General features: G+C 73.8%; 11 protein-coding genes. 5 read left to right on the plus strand and 6 right to left on the minus strand.

Going from position 1 to position 16,522, the window contains the following annotated elements; all coding sequences use genetic code 11:
* Window positions 1-35 precede the first annotated feature (35 nt).
* On the plus strand, window positions 36-4,847 hold the full coding sequence (locus BS75_RS20840) for a DNA repair ATPase (RefSeq protein ID WP_052069578.1): 4,812 nt from the start codon (window positions 36-38) through the stop codon (window positions 4,845-4,847).
* Here the strand turns inward: BS75_RS20840 and BS75_RS20845 are convergent.
* From BS75_RS20845 to BS75_RS20855, 3 genes are all read right to left on the minus strand, one after another.
* Window positions 4,832-5,956 carry a PucR family transcriptional regulator gene (locus BS75_RS20845; RefSeq protein WP_063771559.1) on the minus strand — a complete coding sequence of 375 codons (1,125 nt, stop codon included), beginning with the start codon at window positions 5,954-5,956 and terminating at the stop codon, window positions 4,832-4,834. The two genes, BS75_RS20840 and BS75_RS20845, sit on opposite strands and share 16 nt — an antisense overlap.
* Before the next feature lie 141 nt (window positions 5,957-6,097).
* Window positions 6,098-6,829 (minus strand): response regulator transcription factor, encoded by a 732-nt coding sequence (locus BS75_RS20850; protein WP_034089340.1) that lies wholly within the window; start codon window positions 6,827-6,829, stop codon window positions 6,098-6,100.
* Entirely contained in the window at window positions 6,826-7,992 is a 1,167-nt protein-coding gene (locus tag BS75_RS20855; protein ID WP_197091955.1) for a sensor histidine kinase, read from the minus strand. Before BS75_RS20855 ends, BS75_RS20850 begins: the two co-directional genes overlap by 4 nt.
* Before the next feature lie 117 nt (window positions 7,993-8,109).
* On the opposite strand from BS75_RS20855, the gene BS75_RS49415 reads away from it, so the two are divergent.
* Entirely contained in the window at window positions 8,110-8,364 is a 255-nt protein-coding gene (locus tag BS75_RS49415) for a hypothetical protein (protein WP_034089341.1), read from the plus strand.
* 96 nt (window positions 8,365-8,460) lie between these two features.
* On the opposite strand, the gene BS75_RS20865 is transcribed toward BS75_RS49415, so the two are convergent.
* Both BS75_RS20865 and BS75_RS20870 read right to left on the minus strand, forming a co-directional pair.
* Window positions 8,461-8,886: a TIGR03667 family PPOX class F420-dependent oxidoreductase gene (locus BS75_RS20865; RefSeq protein ID WP_042439795.1), complete on the minus strand. Its 426-nt coding sequence runs from the start codon at window positions 8,884-8,886 to the stop codon at window positions 8,461-8,463.
* An 81-nt stretch (window positions 8,887-8,967) separates the two neighbouring features.
* Complete coding sequence (locus BS75_RS20870; RefSeq protein WP_034089342.1) at window positions 8,968-9,729, minus strand: DeoR/GlpR family DNA-binding transcription regulator; 762 nt, start codon at window positions 9,727-9,729, stop codon at window positions 8,968-8,970.
* Window positions 9,730-9,818: 89 nt separating this feature from the next.
* Between BS75_RS20870 and BS75_RS20875 the strand changes: the two genes are divergently transcribed.
* Window positions 9,819-11,057, plus strand: a complete 1,239-nt coding sequence (locus BS75_RS20875; RefSeq protein ID WP_034089343.1) for an MFS transporter — start codon at window positions 9,819-9,821, stop codon at window positions 11,055-11,057.
* Window positions 11,058-11,088: 31 nt separating this feature from the next.
* Window positions 11,089-11,733 carry an HAD family hydrolase gene (locus BS75_RS20880; protein ID WP_034089344.1) on the plus strand — a complete coding sequence of 215 codons (645 nt, stop codon included), beginning with the start codon at window positions 11,089-11,091 and terminating at the stop codon, window positions 11,731-11,733.
* Between the two features lie 22 nt (window positions 11,734-11,755).
* On the opposite strand, the gene dnaB is transcribed toward BS75_RS20880, so the two are convergent.
* Entirely contained in the window at window positions 11,756-14,638 is a 2,883-nt protein-coding gene (gene dnaB / locus BS75_RS20885; RefSeq protein WP_152646101.1) for a replicative DNA helicase, read from the minus strand.
* 489 nt (window positions 14,639-15,127) lie between these two features.
* On the opposite strand from dnaB, the gene BS75_RS20890 reads away from it, so the two are divergent.
* Window positions 15,128-16,456 carry an MATE family efflux transporter gene (locus tag BS75_RS20890; protein WP_034089345.1) on the plus strand — a complete coding sequence of 443 codons (1,329 nt, stop codon included), beginning with the start codon at window positions 15,128-15,130 and terminating at the stop codon, window positions 16,454-16,456.
* The last annotated feature ends 66 nt before the right edge of the window (window positions 16,457-16,522 follow it).

Consider the following 16,522-nt stretch of genomic DNA (forward strand, 5'->3'; position numbering starts at 1 on the left):
CACGACGGAGCACGGCAAGGGAAGCGGGAACCACCATGGGCGTCGAGGACGGCACCTACCAGCTGCTGCGGGCACGACTCGCGGACCGGTCCGCCGAGTTGGGGCGGCGCACGGCGGAGCTCAACAGCCGGCGGCAGAAGGTCTTCGGCGCCCGGGAGCTGGAGCTGTCCGGCTCGGAGCGGCTGCGGACGGCCGGGGAGGCCCGGCCCTGCGGCCTGGTCGCGGTCACCGACGAGGTGCTGCTGCTCGGCACCTCGGCGCCCGGACCCGAGCAGGGCATGCTCTCGCTGCACCGCCTGGACGGAGGCCCCGGCGCCGAGGTCCCCGGTCTGCTGGACGCTCCGCGCTTCCAGCACGACCTGGCCGAACTGCTGCGCTACTACCGCGACGCCCGGCTGGCCGACCTGGTCCGGACCCCGGCCGGGCTGCTGCTCGCCGTCTTCCGCACCGGGACCGGCGGGGGAGCGGCCGAGGGAAGGGCCCCGGAGGACATCCGGGTGCTGCGCTGGCAGCTCAGCGGCGACCGCTGGGAGTACCTGGACGGCCACGGCGAACGCGACCTCCCCCGGCACCCGCCGTTCGAGCTCGACTGGACGCCGACCGGCCGCGAGCAGCACCGGCAGGGCCGGATCGTCATCGACCTGCCCGGCGACACCGGCAGCGGCACCGGCGGTGCGGTCTCGGTCGCCACGACCGGCGGGATGCTCACCGTGGCCGCCGCCGACGGCCGCACCCTGTTCGAGGAGCCCGTCGCGGAGCCGCTGCAGAGCCTCGCCGACGCCACTGTCGACCACGCCTCGCCCGCACCGCTGCTGGTGCTCCGGATCCGCCCCTACAAGGAGCCCGAGGACCGCTATCTGGTCGTCAACACCCGTACCGGCAGCGTCCGCCGGCACGACTCGCTGGCCCAGGGGGCGCGGCTGCTCCCGGCCGAGCAGGGCCTGATCTTCCCCGACGGCTGCGAACTCGCCGACGGCACCCACCGCAGCTTCCGCGCCGAGGCCGGGGCCATGCGCTTCGACGCCGTCGTCCACTCCCCCAACGGCGAGGACCTGCTCTACGTCCTGCGCAGCCCGGGCCGGGCCCGGGTGCTGCTGCTGCCGTGGAACACCGTCCGCCGCGAGGCCGGCGCACCGCTCCACGGCGCCGCCCACACGCTGCTGCCCGACGGCACGCTGGTGCTGCTCAAGCCCGGACGCGAGGCCGTCCGCAGCCACGACGTCCAGCTCTGGCACACGCCCTTCACCTCCGCCGAGTACGCCGCCGCCCAGCCGGTCGGCGAGGGACCGCTCGCCCGGATCGGCAACGCCGACCTGGTCCGTGGCATCGCCGACTGCCTGGACGCGGTCCGCAGCGGCGCCGCCGACGACACCGATCCGGCGGTCGTCGTCGACGCCTGCGCCAAGGCCGCGGACCGGCACCACTGGCTGGCCGCCACCGGGCTGCTCGAACCGCTGGCCGAACTCCGCGCCGCCGCCGAACTCCTGGGCGCCGAAAGGGAACGCGTCGCCGCCCTCGCCGTCCGCGCCGCCGAGGCCCTGGACCAGGCCCGCGAGCAGACCGCCGCGCTGCTCCGCCGGGCGCAGGGCGAACCGCCGACCGACGCCGACGCCTGGGCGCTGCTGCTGGACGGGCTCCGGCGGGCCCAGGGCCGCACCCGGCTGCTGCGCGAGCTGCCGCAACTCGACCTGGAGGCCCTGGCCGAGGTCGAGCAGCGGCTCGCCGCCGGACTCACCGCCGCCACCGGACGCGCCCTCGCCTTCCTGGCCGGCCCCGACGCCTTCACCGCACCGCTCGCCGCCGCGGAGGCCGCGGCCGTGGAGGCCGCCGCGACCGGCACCGCCGCCGAAGCCGCGGAGCTCGCGGCCCGGCTCACCGCCCAGGCCGAGGCTCTGACCACGGTCGGCGACCTGGTCACCGGCGCCCAGCTCGGCGACGGGCAGTCCGACAACGGTGGAGCCCCGGGCGAGGGCGACGGCGCCGACGCCACCACCGGCACCGCCGTGCTGCTCGCCCTCGGCGAGGTGCTGGCCGCCGTCAACCGCGCCCGCGCCGTTCTCGACGCCCGCCGCCGCAGCCTGCTGGACGAGGAGCACCGGGCCGCCCACGCCGCCGAGTCGGCCCTGCTCGCCCAGGCCACCACGGCCGGGCTGGCCGCCGCCGACACCCCCGCCGGCTGCGACGAGCAGCTCGCCAGGCTGCTGCTCAGGCTGGACGGTCTGGACGCCCGCTTCGCCGAGGCCGAGGACCTCGCCGAACGGCTCGCCGCGCGCCGCGAGGAGATCCAGCAGGCCTTCGCCGTCCGCCGGCAGTCGCTGCTCGACGAGGCCGCCGCCCGCGCCGCCCGGACCGCCGCCTCCGCCGGGCGCGCGCTGGAGGCGCTGCGCCGCCGGCTGGCCGCCCTGCCCGCCGCCGAGGACGTCCACACCTGCCTCGCCACCGACCCGATGGCGGTCCGGGTCCGCTCCGCCGCCGCCGAGCTGCGCGAACTCGGCGACCCGGTCCGGGCACAGGAGTTGGACGACGGCCTGACCGCCGCCGGACGGCTGGCCGCCCGGGCCCTGCGCGACCGGGCCGAGCTGTCCGCCGACGGCGGCGCCACCGTCCGCCTCGGCCGGCACCGGTTCGCCGTCCACCGCGAGCCGGTCGAACTGGCGCTGCTGCCCGACGGCGACGGCCTGGTCTATGCCGTCACCGGAACCGGCTACCGCCGCCCGGCCACCGACCCGGCGCTGCTGGCCGGCCGGGAGTTCTGGACCCAGACCCTGGTCAGCGAGGACCCCGGGCTCTGCCGGGCCGAGTACCTGGCCACCGGGCTGCTCGACGCCACGTCACCGTCCTTCTCCGGTACGGACGGTGAGGCCATCGGTGCGGAACTGCTGGAGCTGGTCCGCAGGGCGGCGGAGACGGCGTACGACGAGGGATACGAGCGGGGCGTGCACGACCAGGACGCAGCGCTCATCCTCGGCGCGCTGCGGCGGCTGCGCGCCGGAGCGGGGCTGCTGCGCCATCCCGCGCCGCAGCGCGCGACCGCGCAGCTCTTCTGGGCGCACGGCGCGTCCGAAACGGCCCGCTCCGCCTGGCAGCTCCGCGCCCGCTCGCTGACCGCCGCCCGCGCCGCCTTCGGCCCCGGCAGCGCCCCTACCCCGGCGGACGTCCCGGCCCCACTGACCGTCCCGGCCGCATTGACCGACCTGGCCGCCGAACTCACCGATGCCATCGACGCCTTCGCCCGCGCCACCGGCCTCCCTCCGGCCCCGGACGTCGGGACCTACCTGGCGGAGGAGCTGGCCGCCGCCCCCGAGGGCTTCGCCTGCGGCAGCGCCGCCCGGCAGCTGCTCGACGGGCTCCGCCACGCCGCCGGGCCCCGGCCCGAGGAGGACCTGCGGCAGTTGGGCGACGACCTCGCCGCCCGGCACCAACTCGCCACCGGCTGGCTCGACTCCTACGCCGACGCCACCGGCCTCCCCGCCGCCGACCGCGCCGCCCGGCCCGAGGCGGTCGCCCTGCTGTGCGCGGCCGACCTGCCGCGCTACCCGGTCGACGCGCCGCTCAGCGAGACCGTCGACGGGCTGCTCGGCCGCCACCCCCGGATCCAGGACCGCCGCCTCACCGTTCGCATCGACGAACTCCCCTACCGCGCAGCCGCGTTCCGCCGACAGCGGGTCCCGGCCCACCGCGCCTTCCAGCGACAGCGCGCGGAGCTGCTCACCGCCGAACGGAACCGGCTGCGCCTGGAGGAGTACCGGCCCCGGCCGCTGTCCGGCTTCGTCCGCAACCAGCTCATCGACGAGGTCTACCTGCCGCTGGTCGGCGACAACCTCGCCCGGCAGCTCGGCGCCGCGGACTCCGCCTCCGCCGACCGCAGCGGGCTGCTGCTCCTCCTCTCCCCTCCCGGCTACGGCAAGACGACCCTGCTGGAGTACGTCGCCGACCGGCTCGGACTGCTGATGGTCCGGGTCGACGGCCCGGCCCTGGGCACCGGGACGACCTCGCTCGACCCCGACCGGGCGCCGGACGCCGCCGCCCGCCGCGAGGTGGAGAAGATCGTCTTCGCACTGGAGGCGGGCAGCAATGTGCTGTTGCACCTCGACGACATCCAGCACCTGTCCCCCGAGCTGCTGGAGAAGTTCATCCCGCTCTGCGACAGCCAGCGCCGGATCGAGGCCGTCTCCGACGGCCGGGCCCGCAGCTTCGACCTGCGCGGACGCCGCTTCGCCGTCTGCCTGGCCGGCAACCCGTACACGGCCTCGGGCCGACGCTTCACCATTCCCGACATGCTGGCCAACCGCGCCGACGTGTGGAACCTCGGCGAGGTGCTGTCCGGGCGCGGGGAACTGTTCGCCCAGAGCTTCCTGGAGAACGCCCTCGCCGCCAATCCCGTGCTCGCCCCGCTGGCCGGCGGCGACCCGGCCGAACTGCGGCTGCTGATCCGGCTCGGCTCCGGCGACCCGGCCGCCCGGGCCGACCAGCTCGGCCGCGCCGTACCCGACCTGGACCGGGTGCTGGCCACGCTGACCCGGCTGAGCACCGTCCAGCGCACCGTGCTCGCGGTCAACCGGGCGTACACCGCCTCGGCCGCCCAGGACGACGCGACCAGGACCGAACCGCCGTTCCTGCTCCAGGGCTCCTACCGGACCATGAACGCCCTGGCTGCCCGGATCGACCCGCTGCTCGACGAACGGGAGCTGGAGGCCCTGCTGGACGACCACTACCGGGCCGAGGCACAGACCCTCGGCAACGCCGCCGAGGCCAACCTGCTGCGCCTCGCCCAGCTGCGTGGACGGGCGACCGCCGAGCAGACCGCGCGCTGGGAGCAGGTCCGCACGGGCTACCCGGCCGGCTGATCCCGCCCGCCGTCCGGCCAGGGCTCCGGCCAGGCCTCCGGAGCCGGGTCCGGCAGCGGCCCCCGCAGCGGCTCCGGCAGTGACTCAGGCAGTGACTCCGGTTCGGGCCAGCCCAGCAGCCGGGCCCCCAGCGCCGCCGTCTCCAGGGTGTAGCGCTGGAGCGAGTCGTCCGGGTCCAGTCCGGTCAACTGGGTTATCCGGGCCAGCCGGTAGGACAGCGCCCGGACGCTCAGGTCCAGCCGCCGCGCGGCCTCGGCCGCCACGAAGCGGGCCTCCGCGTACACCGCGAGGGTCTCCAGCAGCGGGGCCGCGCCGCCCCTGGCGCCCGCCAGCGGACCGAGCACGCTGTGCACCAGGTCGGCCAGCGCCTCCCGGTCCCGCAGCAGCACCGGCAGCACCAGCAGGTCCGCCGCGTGGAGCAGCGGCCCCGGCAGATTGAGCCGGGTCGCCTGCTCCAGCGCGGTCCTGGCCTCCTCGTAGGAGTGCAGCACCCCGCCCGGGCCGCTGTGCGCCCGGCCGACCGCCACCCGGCGGCCCTGGGTCAGCGCCGCGAAGCCCTTGACCGCACGGCTCTCACCGGGGCCGCTCGGCACGATGCACACCAGCCGGCCGTGCTTCACCGCGAGCAGCACCTCCTGCTCGCCGAGGCGGCCGAGCAACTGCCGCTCCACGCCGCGCACCAGCGGGTCCTCCAGGTCGTAGCCGTCCCCCTCGGCCACGGCCACGACATGCGCACAGGACAGGTTCAGCCCGAAGCGCTCGGCGTGCTCCGCCAGCCGCCCCAGGTCGCTGCGGTTGCTGAGCAGGTCCGCGAGGAACTCGCGGCGGCTCGCCTCCTCCTGCTGCAGCCGGTGCCGGTGCGCCCGACCGTGCCCCTCGGCCAGCGCCGAGACGGCGGCGCGGAGCGCGGCCATCGAGGGGGCGTCGACCGCCCGGCCGAGCCAGACCGTCCCGGTGCTGGCCAGCTGCTCGTCGATCACCTCGGCCAGCCCCCGGCCCCTGGTGGCGGCCAGGTCCCCGTCCGCGCGGAAGGACTCCAACTCCTCGCGCCGCAGCTTGCGCCCGGTATGTGCGACTTCGTTCAGCAACTCGGCCCAGGCGGTGGCCATCGGTGCGGTTCCTCCCGTGCGGTTGCGGCGTCGGCCGCCGACCGCTGCGGTCGCTGCGGTCCCTGCTACTACGACGCGTCAGAGTAACCGGCCCCGACCAGCACGGAAACAGTGGGCCACTGACGCGTTCTTAACGCCACGTCAGCGGGGTCCGTCCATGAGCCCGCCCGCCCAGGCCCAGGCCGCGATCTCGACCCGGTTGCGGACCCCGAGTTTGGCCTGGATCGTCGCCAGATGGCTCTTGACCGTGCTGAGCGAGATGAAGAGGCCCGCCGCGATCTCCTGGTTGGTCCGGCCCCGGGCGATGGCCCGGATCACCTCGTTCTCCCGCGCCGACAGCGGACGGCCGGGCAGCGGACGGCCCGGCCGCGCCGCACCCGACCGCACCGCACCCGACCCCGCACCCGACCCCGCACCGGCGGCCGCCCCCGCGCCCGCACCGCGCTCCGGGGCGAGGTGCCGCAGCAGCCGCAGGGTGACCGAGGGGGAGATCAGCGCGTCCCCGCTGTGGGCGGCCCGGACCGCCTCGACCAGCAGCGCCGGACCGGCGTCCTTCAGCACGAAGCCCACCGCCCCGGCCCGCAGCGCGCCGTGGACGTACTCGTCCAGGTCGAAAGTGGTGACCACGACCACCCGGAGCGGATCGGCCACCACCGGGCCGGCCAGGGCGCGGGTGACCTCGATGCCGTCGAGCAGCGGCATCCGGACGTCCACCAGGCACACGTCCGGGCGCAGCCGCCGGGCCAGCGCGACCGCCTCCGCGCCGTCGGCGGCCTCGCCGACCACCACCAGGTCCGGCTGGTCCTCCAGGATCAGCCGCAGCCCGCCGCGGACCATCGCCTGGTCGTCGGCGATCAGCACGCTGATGCTCATCGTCGCTCCTCCAGCGGCAGAACGGCCGACACCGTCCAGCCCGCGCCCTCGGACCCCGCACCGGGACCGGGACCGGCGTACAGCGTCCCGCCCAGCGCCTCGACCCGCTCGCGCATCCCGATCAGCCCGAACCCACCCGGCCGCGGCGGGCGCACGGACACCGGCGGGGCGTCGTCCCGCACCTCCACCGCGACCCCGGCGTCCACCCGGCGGACGCTGACGACCGCCGAACGCGCGTGAGCGGCATGGCGGGCGATATTGGTGAGGCCCTCCTGGACGATCCGATGGACGGTGCTGGTCACCTCCGGCGGCCAGTCCGCGGTACCGGTCGGCTGGTCGAGCCGCACCGCCGGACCGTGTCCCTCGAAGCGGCGGACCAGGTCGACGAGTTGCTCGGGTCCGGACGCGGTGCCGACCGCGTCCTCGGCGTCCCGCAGCAGGCCCACCACCCGGCGCATCGCGGCCAGTGCCTCGGTCCCCGCCGCCTCGATGCCGGCCAGCGTGCCGTCCAGCTGTTCGGGGTTCCGTCGGGCGACGATCCGCGCGCCCTGGGCCTGGAGCACCACGCCGGTGATGTGATGAGCCACCACATCATGCAACTCCCGTGCCAGAGCCAGTCGTTCGTCGCGGCGCACCGACTCCGCCATGGCCCGGCGGCGATGGTCGCGGAACCGCAGGCCCAGCCCGCAGCCGAGCCCGACGCACCACAGCTGCAGCCCGATACGGAACGCGGTGGTCGAGGCGCCGGCCGTGTGCTCGACGCCGAACAGGCCGCCCGCGAACAGCGTCACGCCGCCGAAGGCGACCCCGGCGGCCCGACGGGCCGGCAGCGAGCGGACCGCCGTTCCAGCCAGTACCAGCAGGCCCAGCACCGCCGCTCCCCCCGGCTCGCCGGGCAGCCCGGCGACCACGGCGACCAGGCCGGCCGTCCCCGCCACGGCCAGCCCGAACACCGGCGCCCACCCCCGGAGCCGGTCGCGCAGCAGCGCGGCGGCGCAGACCACCACGCCCACAGCGACATCGAACAGCCAGACCCGCCCCTCCCGGGCGTACCGGGCCGCCACCAGGACCAGCACCAGGGCGAGGACCGCGCCGAGCCCGGCATTCAGCACGGCCCCGAACCGTCGGGCCGGCCGGTCTGCCGCATCCACTACTCCGTTCACGCCGTCGACGCTACGTGATCCCCCGGGCCGTCGAACCGGCCGAAAGTACGACTCGGCCCGGCCGAACCGTTCCTTCGGCCGGTGCGGGGGCGGGACCGCCGCCCGGAGGGTGGAGCCATGCCAGCCATCCACTCCGCGCTCACCGTGTTCAGCGCGCTCAGCCCGCTCGCCGCCCCGGCCCCGGCGCCGACCACCCAGCGAAGTCCGCTGCTCTACGCCTGGCTCGTGCTCCAGGCAGTCGTGCTGCTGCTGGTGATCGGCCTGGTGATCCGCCATGTCCGCCGCTTCGCCAGGTCCCGGCGGCCCCACCGCCCGAGCACCGGCCCCGCCCCGCGGCCGGAGACCCGGGCGCTCGGCAAGCGCAAGCGCTGAGCCCGCCGCCACGCCCTCGCCGCGCCCTCGCCGCGCTGCTCGCCGCGCTCCGCTTCGGCCGGATCCGGGGGCGGCTCGGTCGAGCGGCCGGGCCGGTCAGGCGTGGAGCCTGCTCGGCGTGAGGACCAGGGCGACGGAGAAGAGCTCGGCGAACTTCTCGGGGGTGCCGAACACCACCCCTATCCGCTCCAGGTACTTGGCCGCAAAGGCCGGTTGCTCGTGCGCGGCCGGCTCGTCGTGGCTCTGCCGGAGGGTCCCCTCGATCCGGACGACGTCCCGGCCGAGGTCGGTGACGTCGAGGGTCAGGCTCACCCGGGGGTTCCCGACGATGTTGCGGAGCTTGGCCTTCCCCGGCTGGCTGTAGAGCAGGATCGTGCCGTCCTCGCGCAGCAGGAACCAGACCGGGACGCTGGCCGGCTGTCCGTCCGGGCCCACCGTGGTCAGCCAGGCGATGAGGTTGCTCCGCAGCCGGGCCTCGACCCGTTCGCGCTTGTTCTGAGGAAGTTGCGACGTGAGTCCCATGGTTCCGCCTCTCACTCGGTTTTCGCTCACCTCGAAGCTACCGCAGGGATCTGACGGACCGTCCGACAATGTTCGGACGGGCTAGACGGTCCTGACGACGGTGCCGGCCGCTTCGAGCGCCGCCACCTCGTCGGCGGGCGCGGCAGTGTCGGTGACGAGGGTGTGCACGAGGGTGGAGGGGCCGACGTAGGCATGGGCGGTGCGGCCGAGTTTGCCGCCGTCGGCGGCGGCGATGATGCGGCGGGTGGAGGCGATGATCCCCTTCTTCACTGCCGCGTCGTCGAGGTCGTAGGCGGTCAGGCCCTCGGCGGCGCTCAGGCCGCAGCAGCCGAGGACCGCGGTGTCGAAGCGCAGCGCCGCGAGGGAGGCGAGGGTGAGGGGGCCGGTCAGGGCGCCCTCACCGTTGCGGGGCCGTCCGCCGGGCACCATCAGGGCGGTCGCGGCGGGGGCGTCGCTGAGTGCGTGGATGGCCTGCAAGGACAGGGGCATCACGGTGAGCTGTCGGCCGTGCAGCAGTCGGGCGACCTCCAGGCAGGTGGTGCCGGTGTCGAGCAGGACGGTCTCGCCGTCCGCGACGAGTCGCGAGACCTCGGCGGCGATCCGGCGCTTGGCGTCGACCGCCTCGTGGGCGCGCAGGGCGAAGGGCGGCTCCTCGCCGCGCAGCAGCAGGGTGCGCGCCCCGCCACGGAATCGTTCGAGCACGCCCTGCGCGGCCAGGGCGTCCAGATCGCGGCGGACGGTCATCTCCGAGGCGCCGGTCAGCTCGGCGAGTTCCGGGACAGTGGCACTGCCCGAGTCCTTCACGGCCCGGGCGATCAGTCGGTGCCGGTCTGCGTTGCTCATACCGCGATTGAACACCACCCTGGAACGAACAGGCAATATGTTCGCAGAGTGGCTTTCCAAACACTTATCTTGTTCGTTACGGTGGTCGCATGGAACGTTCACTGCGAGCCGCCCGCGTGGCGACCTTCGTCTACTTCGTCCTCGACGGCACCTTGATGGGCATGTGGCTGGTGCAGATCCCCGCCGTCGAGAAGCGCGTGGGCATCAGCAACGCGACGCTGGGAAGCCTGCTGGTGCTCCTCGGCCTCGGCGCCTTCCTCGGCATGCAGGTCGCCGGCCGGTTGGCCGACCGGTTCGGCACGCGCCTCGTGGTCCCCGCCTCGGCCGTGCTGTGCGGTGCGTCGCTGGTACTGCCGGGCCTGGCCCGGGAGCCCTGGGCGCTGGCCGGCGCGCTGCTGGTGTTCGGCTTCGGCAACGGCTGCCTGGACGTGAGCATGAACGCCCATGCCGTGCACGTGGAGAAGGCCTACAACCGCCCCGTCATGTCCGCCTTCCACGCCACCTTCTCGGTCGGCGGGGTCATCGCCGCGCTCGTCGGGGCCCGGGCGGCCGGCGCGGGGATGAGTCCCGCCGCGATCCTCGGCGCCTCGGGAGCCGTGGGCATCGTCGTCGCCCTGCTCGCGGCCCGCAGCCTGCTGGCGACCGTACCGGCCTCGCCCGGACCCGTGGCCGGGCCCGGAGCAACGGCCCTGGAAGGCATGGGGGAACCGGCGGCGAAGCGGCGTACCGCCCCCCGACGCATCTGGATCCTCGCCGCCCTGGCACTGATGTGCATGCTCTGCGAGGGCGTCGCCAACGACTGGAGTGCGCTGGAGGCGAAGAACATCCTCGGTGCCCCCGCAGCCACCGCCTCGTTCGCCTACGGCACCTACGCCGCGGCCATGACCATCGGCAGGCTGCTGGCCGATCGCGTCTCCCGGCGATTCGGGTCGGCAGCCGTCCTGCGCTACGGCGCGGCCGCCGGCGCCGTCGGCCTCACGGTCGTGGCCTTCTCCCCGTGGATCTGGACGGCCCTGGTGGGCTGGGCGGTGTTCGGCCTGGGCCTGTCCGGCTGCGTCCCGCAGTTGTTCAGCGCCGCCGGGCACACGGATCCCGCCGCCGCGGGCGCCAACGTCTCCCGGGTCGCCGGCCTCGGCTACCTCGGGATGCTCGCCGGCCCGGCGCTGATCGGCTGGATGACCCGGCTCATGGGGCTCAACCACACGTTCCTGCTTCCGGCGCTGCTGTTGGTGGTCGCCGCCGTCGCCGCCGGGATCCTGCGCACCGGAGCCCAGCGGGAGTCCGAACCCGAGCCGGAACCCGAGACCGAACCGGCGCAGTGCCCTTGAACGTTCGTCGCCGCACTGGAAAGGAGTCGCCATGGCCGCCGGCCATCGGATCGTGCTGTTCGACCTCTTCGGGGTGATCGCCCTGCAGCAGCGCCCGGGCTCCCTCGCCCGGATGGCCGCCTGCTGCAACGCGCCCACGGACGCCTTCACCACGGCCTACTGGGAGCTGCGCCCGCCCTACGACGCCGGACGGCAGTCCGCGCCGGAGTACTGGGCCGGGGTCCTACGGCTGCTCTCACGTCCTGCCGATCCCGGCACGACGGAGGAGTTGCGGCTCGCCGACATCGACAGCTGGTCACGCGTCGACCGGCGCATGGTCTCCTTCACCCGATCCCTGCGCAGCCGCGCCCGAGTCGCCGTGCTCTCCAACATTCCCGCGGACCACGCGGACGCCTTCCTCGCGGCCCAGCCCTGGATGCACAGCCTCGACCTCCTCGCCCTCTCCGGGAAGATCAACACGGCCAAGCCGGAACCGGCCGCGTTCCACCACTGCATCAACGCCCTGCACGCCGCCCCAGCCGACTTCCTCTTCGTCGACGACCGTGCGGAGAACGTCGGCGCCGCACGGGCCGTCGGCATGACGGCACACGTCTTCACCGGACTCGACGACCTGGTGGAGGTCATCGACAGCTGGCTGGCGACCGGTGCCGGGTCGCCCACGGCATCCCGGCACTGACCTCACCGGCGACCACATGGCGTCAGCTCTGTGCCATGTCCACGAAGCGCGAGTAGTGCCCCTGGAAGGCCACGGTGATCGTCGCCGTGGGTCCGTTACGGTGCTTGGCCACAATCAGGTCAGCCTCGCCGGCACGCGGCGACTCCTTCTCGTAGGCGTCCTCCCGGTGCAGCAGGATGACCATGTCCGCGTCCTGCTCGATGCTGCCGGATTCGCGCAGGTCGGAGACCATGGGGCGCTTGTCGGTGCGCTGTTCCGGGCCACGGTTCAGCTGGGACAGCGCGATGACCGGGAGTTCCAGTTCCTTTGCGAGCAGCTTGAGGTTTCGCGACATCTCGGAGACCTCCTGCTGCCGGCTCTCCGGTCGGCGCGAACCGCCCGCCTGCATCAGCTGGAGGTAGTCGATGACGACCAGGCGCAGGTCGTTCCGCTGCTTGAGCCGCCGGCACTTGGCCCGGATCTCCATCATCGACAGATTGGGGGAGTCGTCGATGTAGAGCGGGGCGTCGTTCAGCTCCGGCATCCGCCGGGCCAGCCGGGTCCAGTCCTCATCGGTCATGTTCCCGGAGCGCATGTGGTGCAGGGCGACCCGGGCCTCGGCCGAGAGCAGTCGCATGGCGATCTCGTTGCGGCCCATCTCCAGTGAGAAGAACACACTCGGGATCTTGTGCTTGACCGAGCAGGACCGGGCGAAGTCCAGGGCCAGCGTCGAATTGTGAACGATGATGTCGTTCGCCACGAAGTTGTGCGTCCCGTCGACCGTCAGGTCGTAGACCTCGGCCTCGCCGTCCGGCAGCACCGACTCGACCCGGTCCCACTGGACGTCCGAGGTCGCGATGGACGCGAGCAGCTGCGACTCGAGCGCCTTGGCCAGTTCGAGCAGCCGATGGCGGCTCAGCTGCTGCCCCACATGCCAGTTGTGGTTGCGCGGACGTCCGGTGCGCTCGCTGATCTCCGACCAGCTGCGATCGCCCTTCTCCTCCTTGACCGACTCCCAGACCTCGCCCGGGACCAGGTCGAGGTCGGGCTGCCCGGTCCTCTCGCCGCAGGCCGCCAGAGCCTCAGCGACCTGGCGCTCCTTGGCGAAGATGCCGACGCGGGCCGCGAACACACGGATCTGGTCGATGTCGTGGATCAGCACCTGGTAGGCGACCCGCCGCTCGCCCTCGTAGGCCACCGTCCGGCGCACCGTCCTGGCCACGATGCCGAGGCGCAGCAGCAACTGAGCCACGTCCCGCGCCAGCCGCTCGCTGACGGAGCAGTAGCCGATCTGGGGTTGGCTGCCCGGCTTCGAGACCGAGGCCCATCCGTCCGTGGCGTAGAGGCGCGAGAGGAAGAGCGCGATCTGCTGCTCGGGGAGCCGGAAGAAGACCTCGGGCACGAACGTGCTGTGGCTGTCCGTCCCCATCAGCCCCCAGGCCCTGAGCTGCGAAGTCAACGGGTTCGCGCCCGGGGTGGCAGCGGAGAAGGCCACCCTGGAGGGATGCTCGTGCTCCGTCACCCCGAAGAGCCGGCAGTCCGCGTCGCTGCATCGACGCGGCACCGAGAGGTGTGTCCGCAGCAGCGCCTCCCCCGCCCAGCGCGCGGCATCATTCCGGATCGACTCCGACCCGGACGTGAGTTCCGGGGTCCGGCCACGCAGACATCCATCGCCCAGGAGGTAGCCGGTCAGGGCCACCAGCGCGCTGGACAGCTCCGCCGAGGGCAGACACGGCAGGGTCCGCGCGACGGCGATGCGGTCGCCGATCCGCAGTTCCTCCAGCGGCACCCACCCCCGCAGCGTCCGGAACGGATGGTTCCCGGTCGCCGAGATGCTCCTCCCCAGCTGTGTCGTCAGCTTGAACACCGAGCGGCGCCCGTTGTGGAGGAAGTCCGAGGGCCGGACAGCCTCCAGCCCCCAGTCGTCTGTCAGCGTGTGAACTTCCAGTCGCTCACCGGCTTGGCCCCGGCGGACGAAGTCCTTGACCGCGATCCGTTCGCCGGTGCTCGCCTCCACCAGAACAGTTTCGCCATGCACGCACTTGCCCATGGCGGGGCGGGCCGCGACGACGATCATCTGGCCCGGGTGGAGGCCGTTGGTCAGGGCGTCGAGGTCGGCGAAGCCGGTGGGGACGCCGGACATCTGGCCGCTGCGCGAACCGATCGACTCGATCTCGTCGAGGGCGCCCTCCATGATGTCGCCGAGCGGCGCGTAGTCCTCGTTGGTGCGCTGCTCGGTGACGGCGTAGATCTCCGCCTGGGCGGCGTTGACGATCTCGTCGACGTCGCCCTCGGAGGCGTATCCCATCTGGGCGATCCTGGTGCCCGCCTCGACCAGCCGGCGCAGCACCGCGCGCTCGTGCACGATCTCGGCGTAGTACTCGGCGTTGGCGGCCGTGGGGACGGAGTTGACCAGGGTGTGCAGATAGGAGGGGCCGCCGACGCGGGTGATCTCGCCGCGCTTGACCAGCTCGCTGGCGACGGTGATCGGGTCGGCCGGCTCGCCGCGGGCGTAGAGGTCGAGGATCGCGCCGTGGATCAGCTCGTGGGCGGGGCGGTAGTAGTCGGCCGGCTTGATGACCTCGACGACGTCGGCGATGGCGTCCTTGGACAGCAGCATGCCGCCGAGGACGGACTGCTCGGCGGCCAGGTCCTGCGGGGGGACCCGCTCGTAGTCGGCCGCCGCGCCCTTGTCCTCGTAGCCGTCGCCGCCGCGGCCACCCCGGCCGCCGCCCTTGCCGCCGCCGCCGTTGCCGTTGCCGGAGGAACCGTAGGAGGAACGGTCCGCCGCGCTCCCGCCACCGTTCCCGCCACCGGCCCGCTTGAAGGGCAGCCGGTCACCGGCCCCGCCGGGCTCGGGCGGGGGCGGCCACTCCTCGTCGGGCGGCGGCACGTCGTCGTGGTCGTCGTACGGAACGTCGCTCATCGCGTACCCCTGCCCGGGGTCGTCCCGTATGCCTCGCCCATCGTGCGCCTCCCGTGCCGAGCCCTGCTGGTCGTTCCACGCGACCGCCCGGGGAGGGCGCTCGCGTCACCTCTTCTATACGGCACCGCTCTGACAAAACGGTTCCCTGCGCGCAGGTGCGGCGCGTCGGCAGACCGCCCACGCTAAGGGGGAAAACGCCCGCCGTCCAAGGCGGTTATCCACAGGGGGTGTGGATGAACGGGCAACGGCTGTGGAGAACTGCCCCGAAGCTGTGCACGACGCGGGGGACAACCTGTGGACAACCCGCCGCTCCGCTCACAAGCACCGCCCTGACCTGCTATGACTCCACCCTGGACACCCGCGTGAGAAAAACTTCACGAAGCCTGCGAAGTCCACGACCAGGGGTGCGCGAACCGCTACGGGGCGCAGTGAAATGTAATGACCAGTTCCCTCTTGCACTGCTTACTTGTGGATGACTACGGTAGGATCATGAGATCTCCCACGGACCCCACCGCGCGCAGCGGCCACGATCGGGAGATCCTAGCCCTCGCGATCCCCGCGTTCGGCGCCCTGATCGCCGAACCGCTCTTCCTGATGGCCGACTCCGCGATCATCGGACACCTGGGCACACCGCAGCTCGCGGGGCTCGGCATCGCCGCCGCGATGCTCACCACCCTGGTCAACGTCTTCATCTTCCTCGCCTACGCGACCACCGCCGCCGTCGCCCGCCGGGTCGGCTCCGGTGACCAGCGGGCCGCGATCCAGCAGGGCGTCGACGGCATCTGGCTGGCGCTGATCCTCTCCGTCCCGGTGGTCGGCCTGGCGCTCCCGCTCGCGCCCGCGCTGGTCCACCTGTTCGGGGCCTCCGCCACCGCCGCCCCCTACGCGATCACCTACCTGCGGATCAGCGCCCTCGGCATACCCGCGATGCTGGCGGTGATGGCCGCCACCGGCGTGCTGCGGGGGCTCCAGGACACGCGCACCCCGCTGCTGGTCGCGATCACCGGCTTCTCCGCCAACCTGGTGCTCAACCTGCTGCTGGTGTTCGGCGCCGGGCTCGGCATCGCCGGCTCGGCCCTGGGCACCGTCCTCGCCCAGTGGGGCATGGCCGCGGCCTACCTGGTCGTGGTGGTCCGCGGCGCCCGGAGGACCGGGGCGGGGCTGCGGCCCGACCTGGCCGGCATCCGGGCCTGCGCCACCGCCGGCGCCCCGCTGCTGGTCCGCGCCCTCAGCCTGCGCGCCATCCTGCTGATCGCCACCGCCGTCGCCGCCCGGCTCGGCAACACCTCCATGGCCGCCCACCAGATCGCCATGTCGCTCTGGGGCTTCCTGGCCTTCGCCCTGGACGCCATCGCCATCGCCGGCCAGGCGATCATCGGCCGCTACCTCGGCGCCGGGAACGCGACCGGCGCCCGGATGGCGACCCGGCGGATGGTCGAGTGGGGCGTGGGCGCGGGATTCGTCCTGGGCGTCCTGCTGCTGCTCACCCGCCCCCTGTACCTGCCGCTCTTCACCGAGGACCCGTCGGTCCGGCACCAGCTCGACGCCGCACTGCTGGTCGCCGCCCTCGGCCAACCCGTCTGCGGCGCGGTCTTCGTGCTGGACGGTGTGCTGATGGGGGCCGGCGACGGCCCCTACCTCGCCTGGGCGATGCTGGGGACCCTCGCCGTCTACACCTCGGTGGTGGTGACCGTCGCCAGCGGGAGCCTGGTCGCGCTGTGGATCGCCATCGACCTGTGCATGGCGGTCCGGCTGCTCTCCCTCGGCGCGCGGGCCCGCACCGGGGCCTGGCTGGTCACCGGAGCGGTCCGCGGCTGACCCGGCCGACCCCCGGTGCGGGTCGGGGCCGCCCCATCGGAGCCGCCCCCTCGGAGCCGATCCCGG

This window comes from Streptacidiphilus albus JL83 (assembly GCF_000744705.1).
In the GTDB taxonomy this organism is placed as follows: domain Bacteria; phylum Actinomycetota; class Actinomycetes; order Streptomycetales; family Streptomycetaceae; genus Streptacidiphilus; species Streptacidiphilus albus.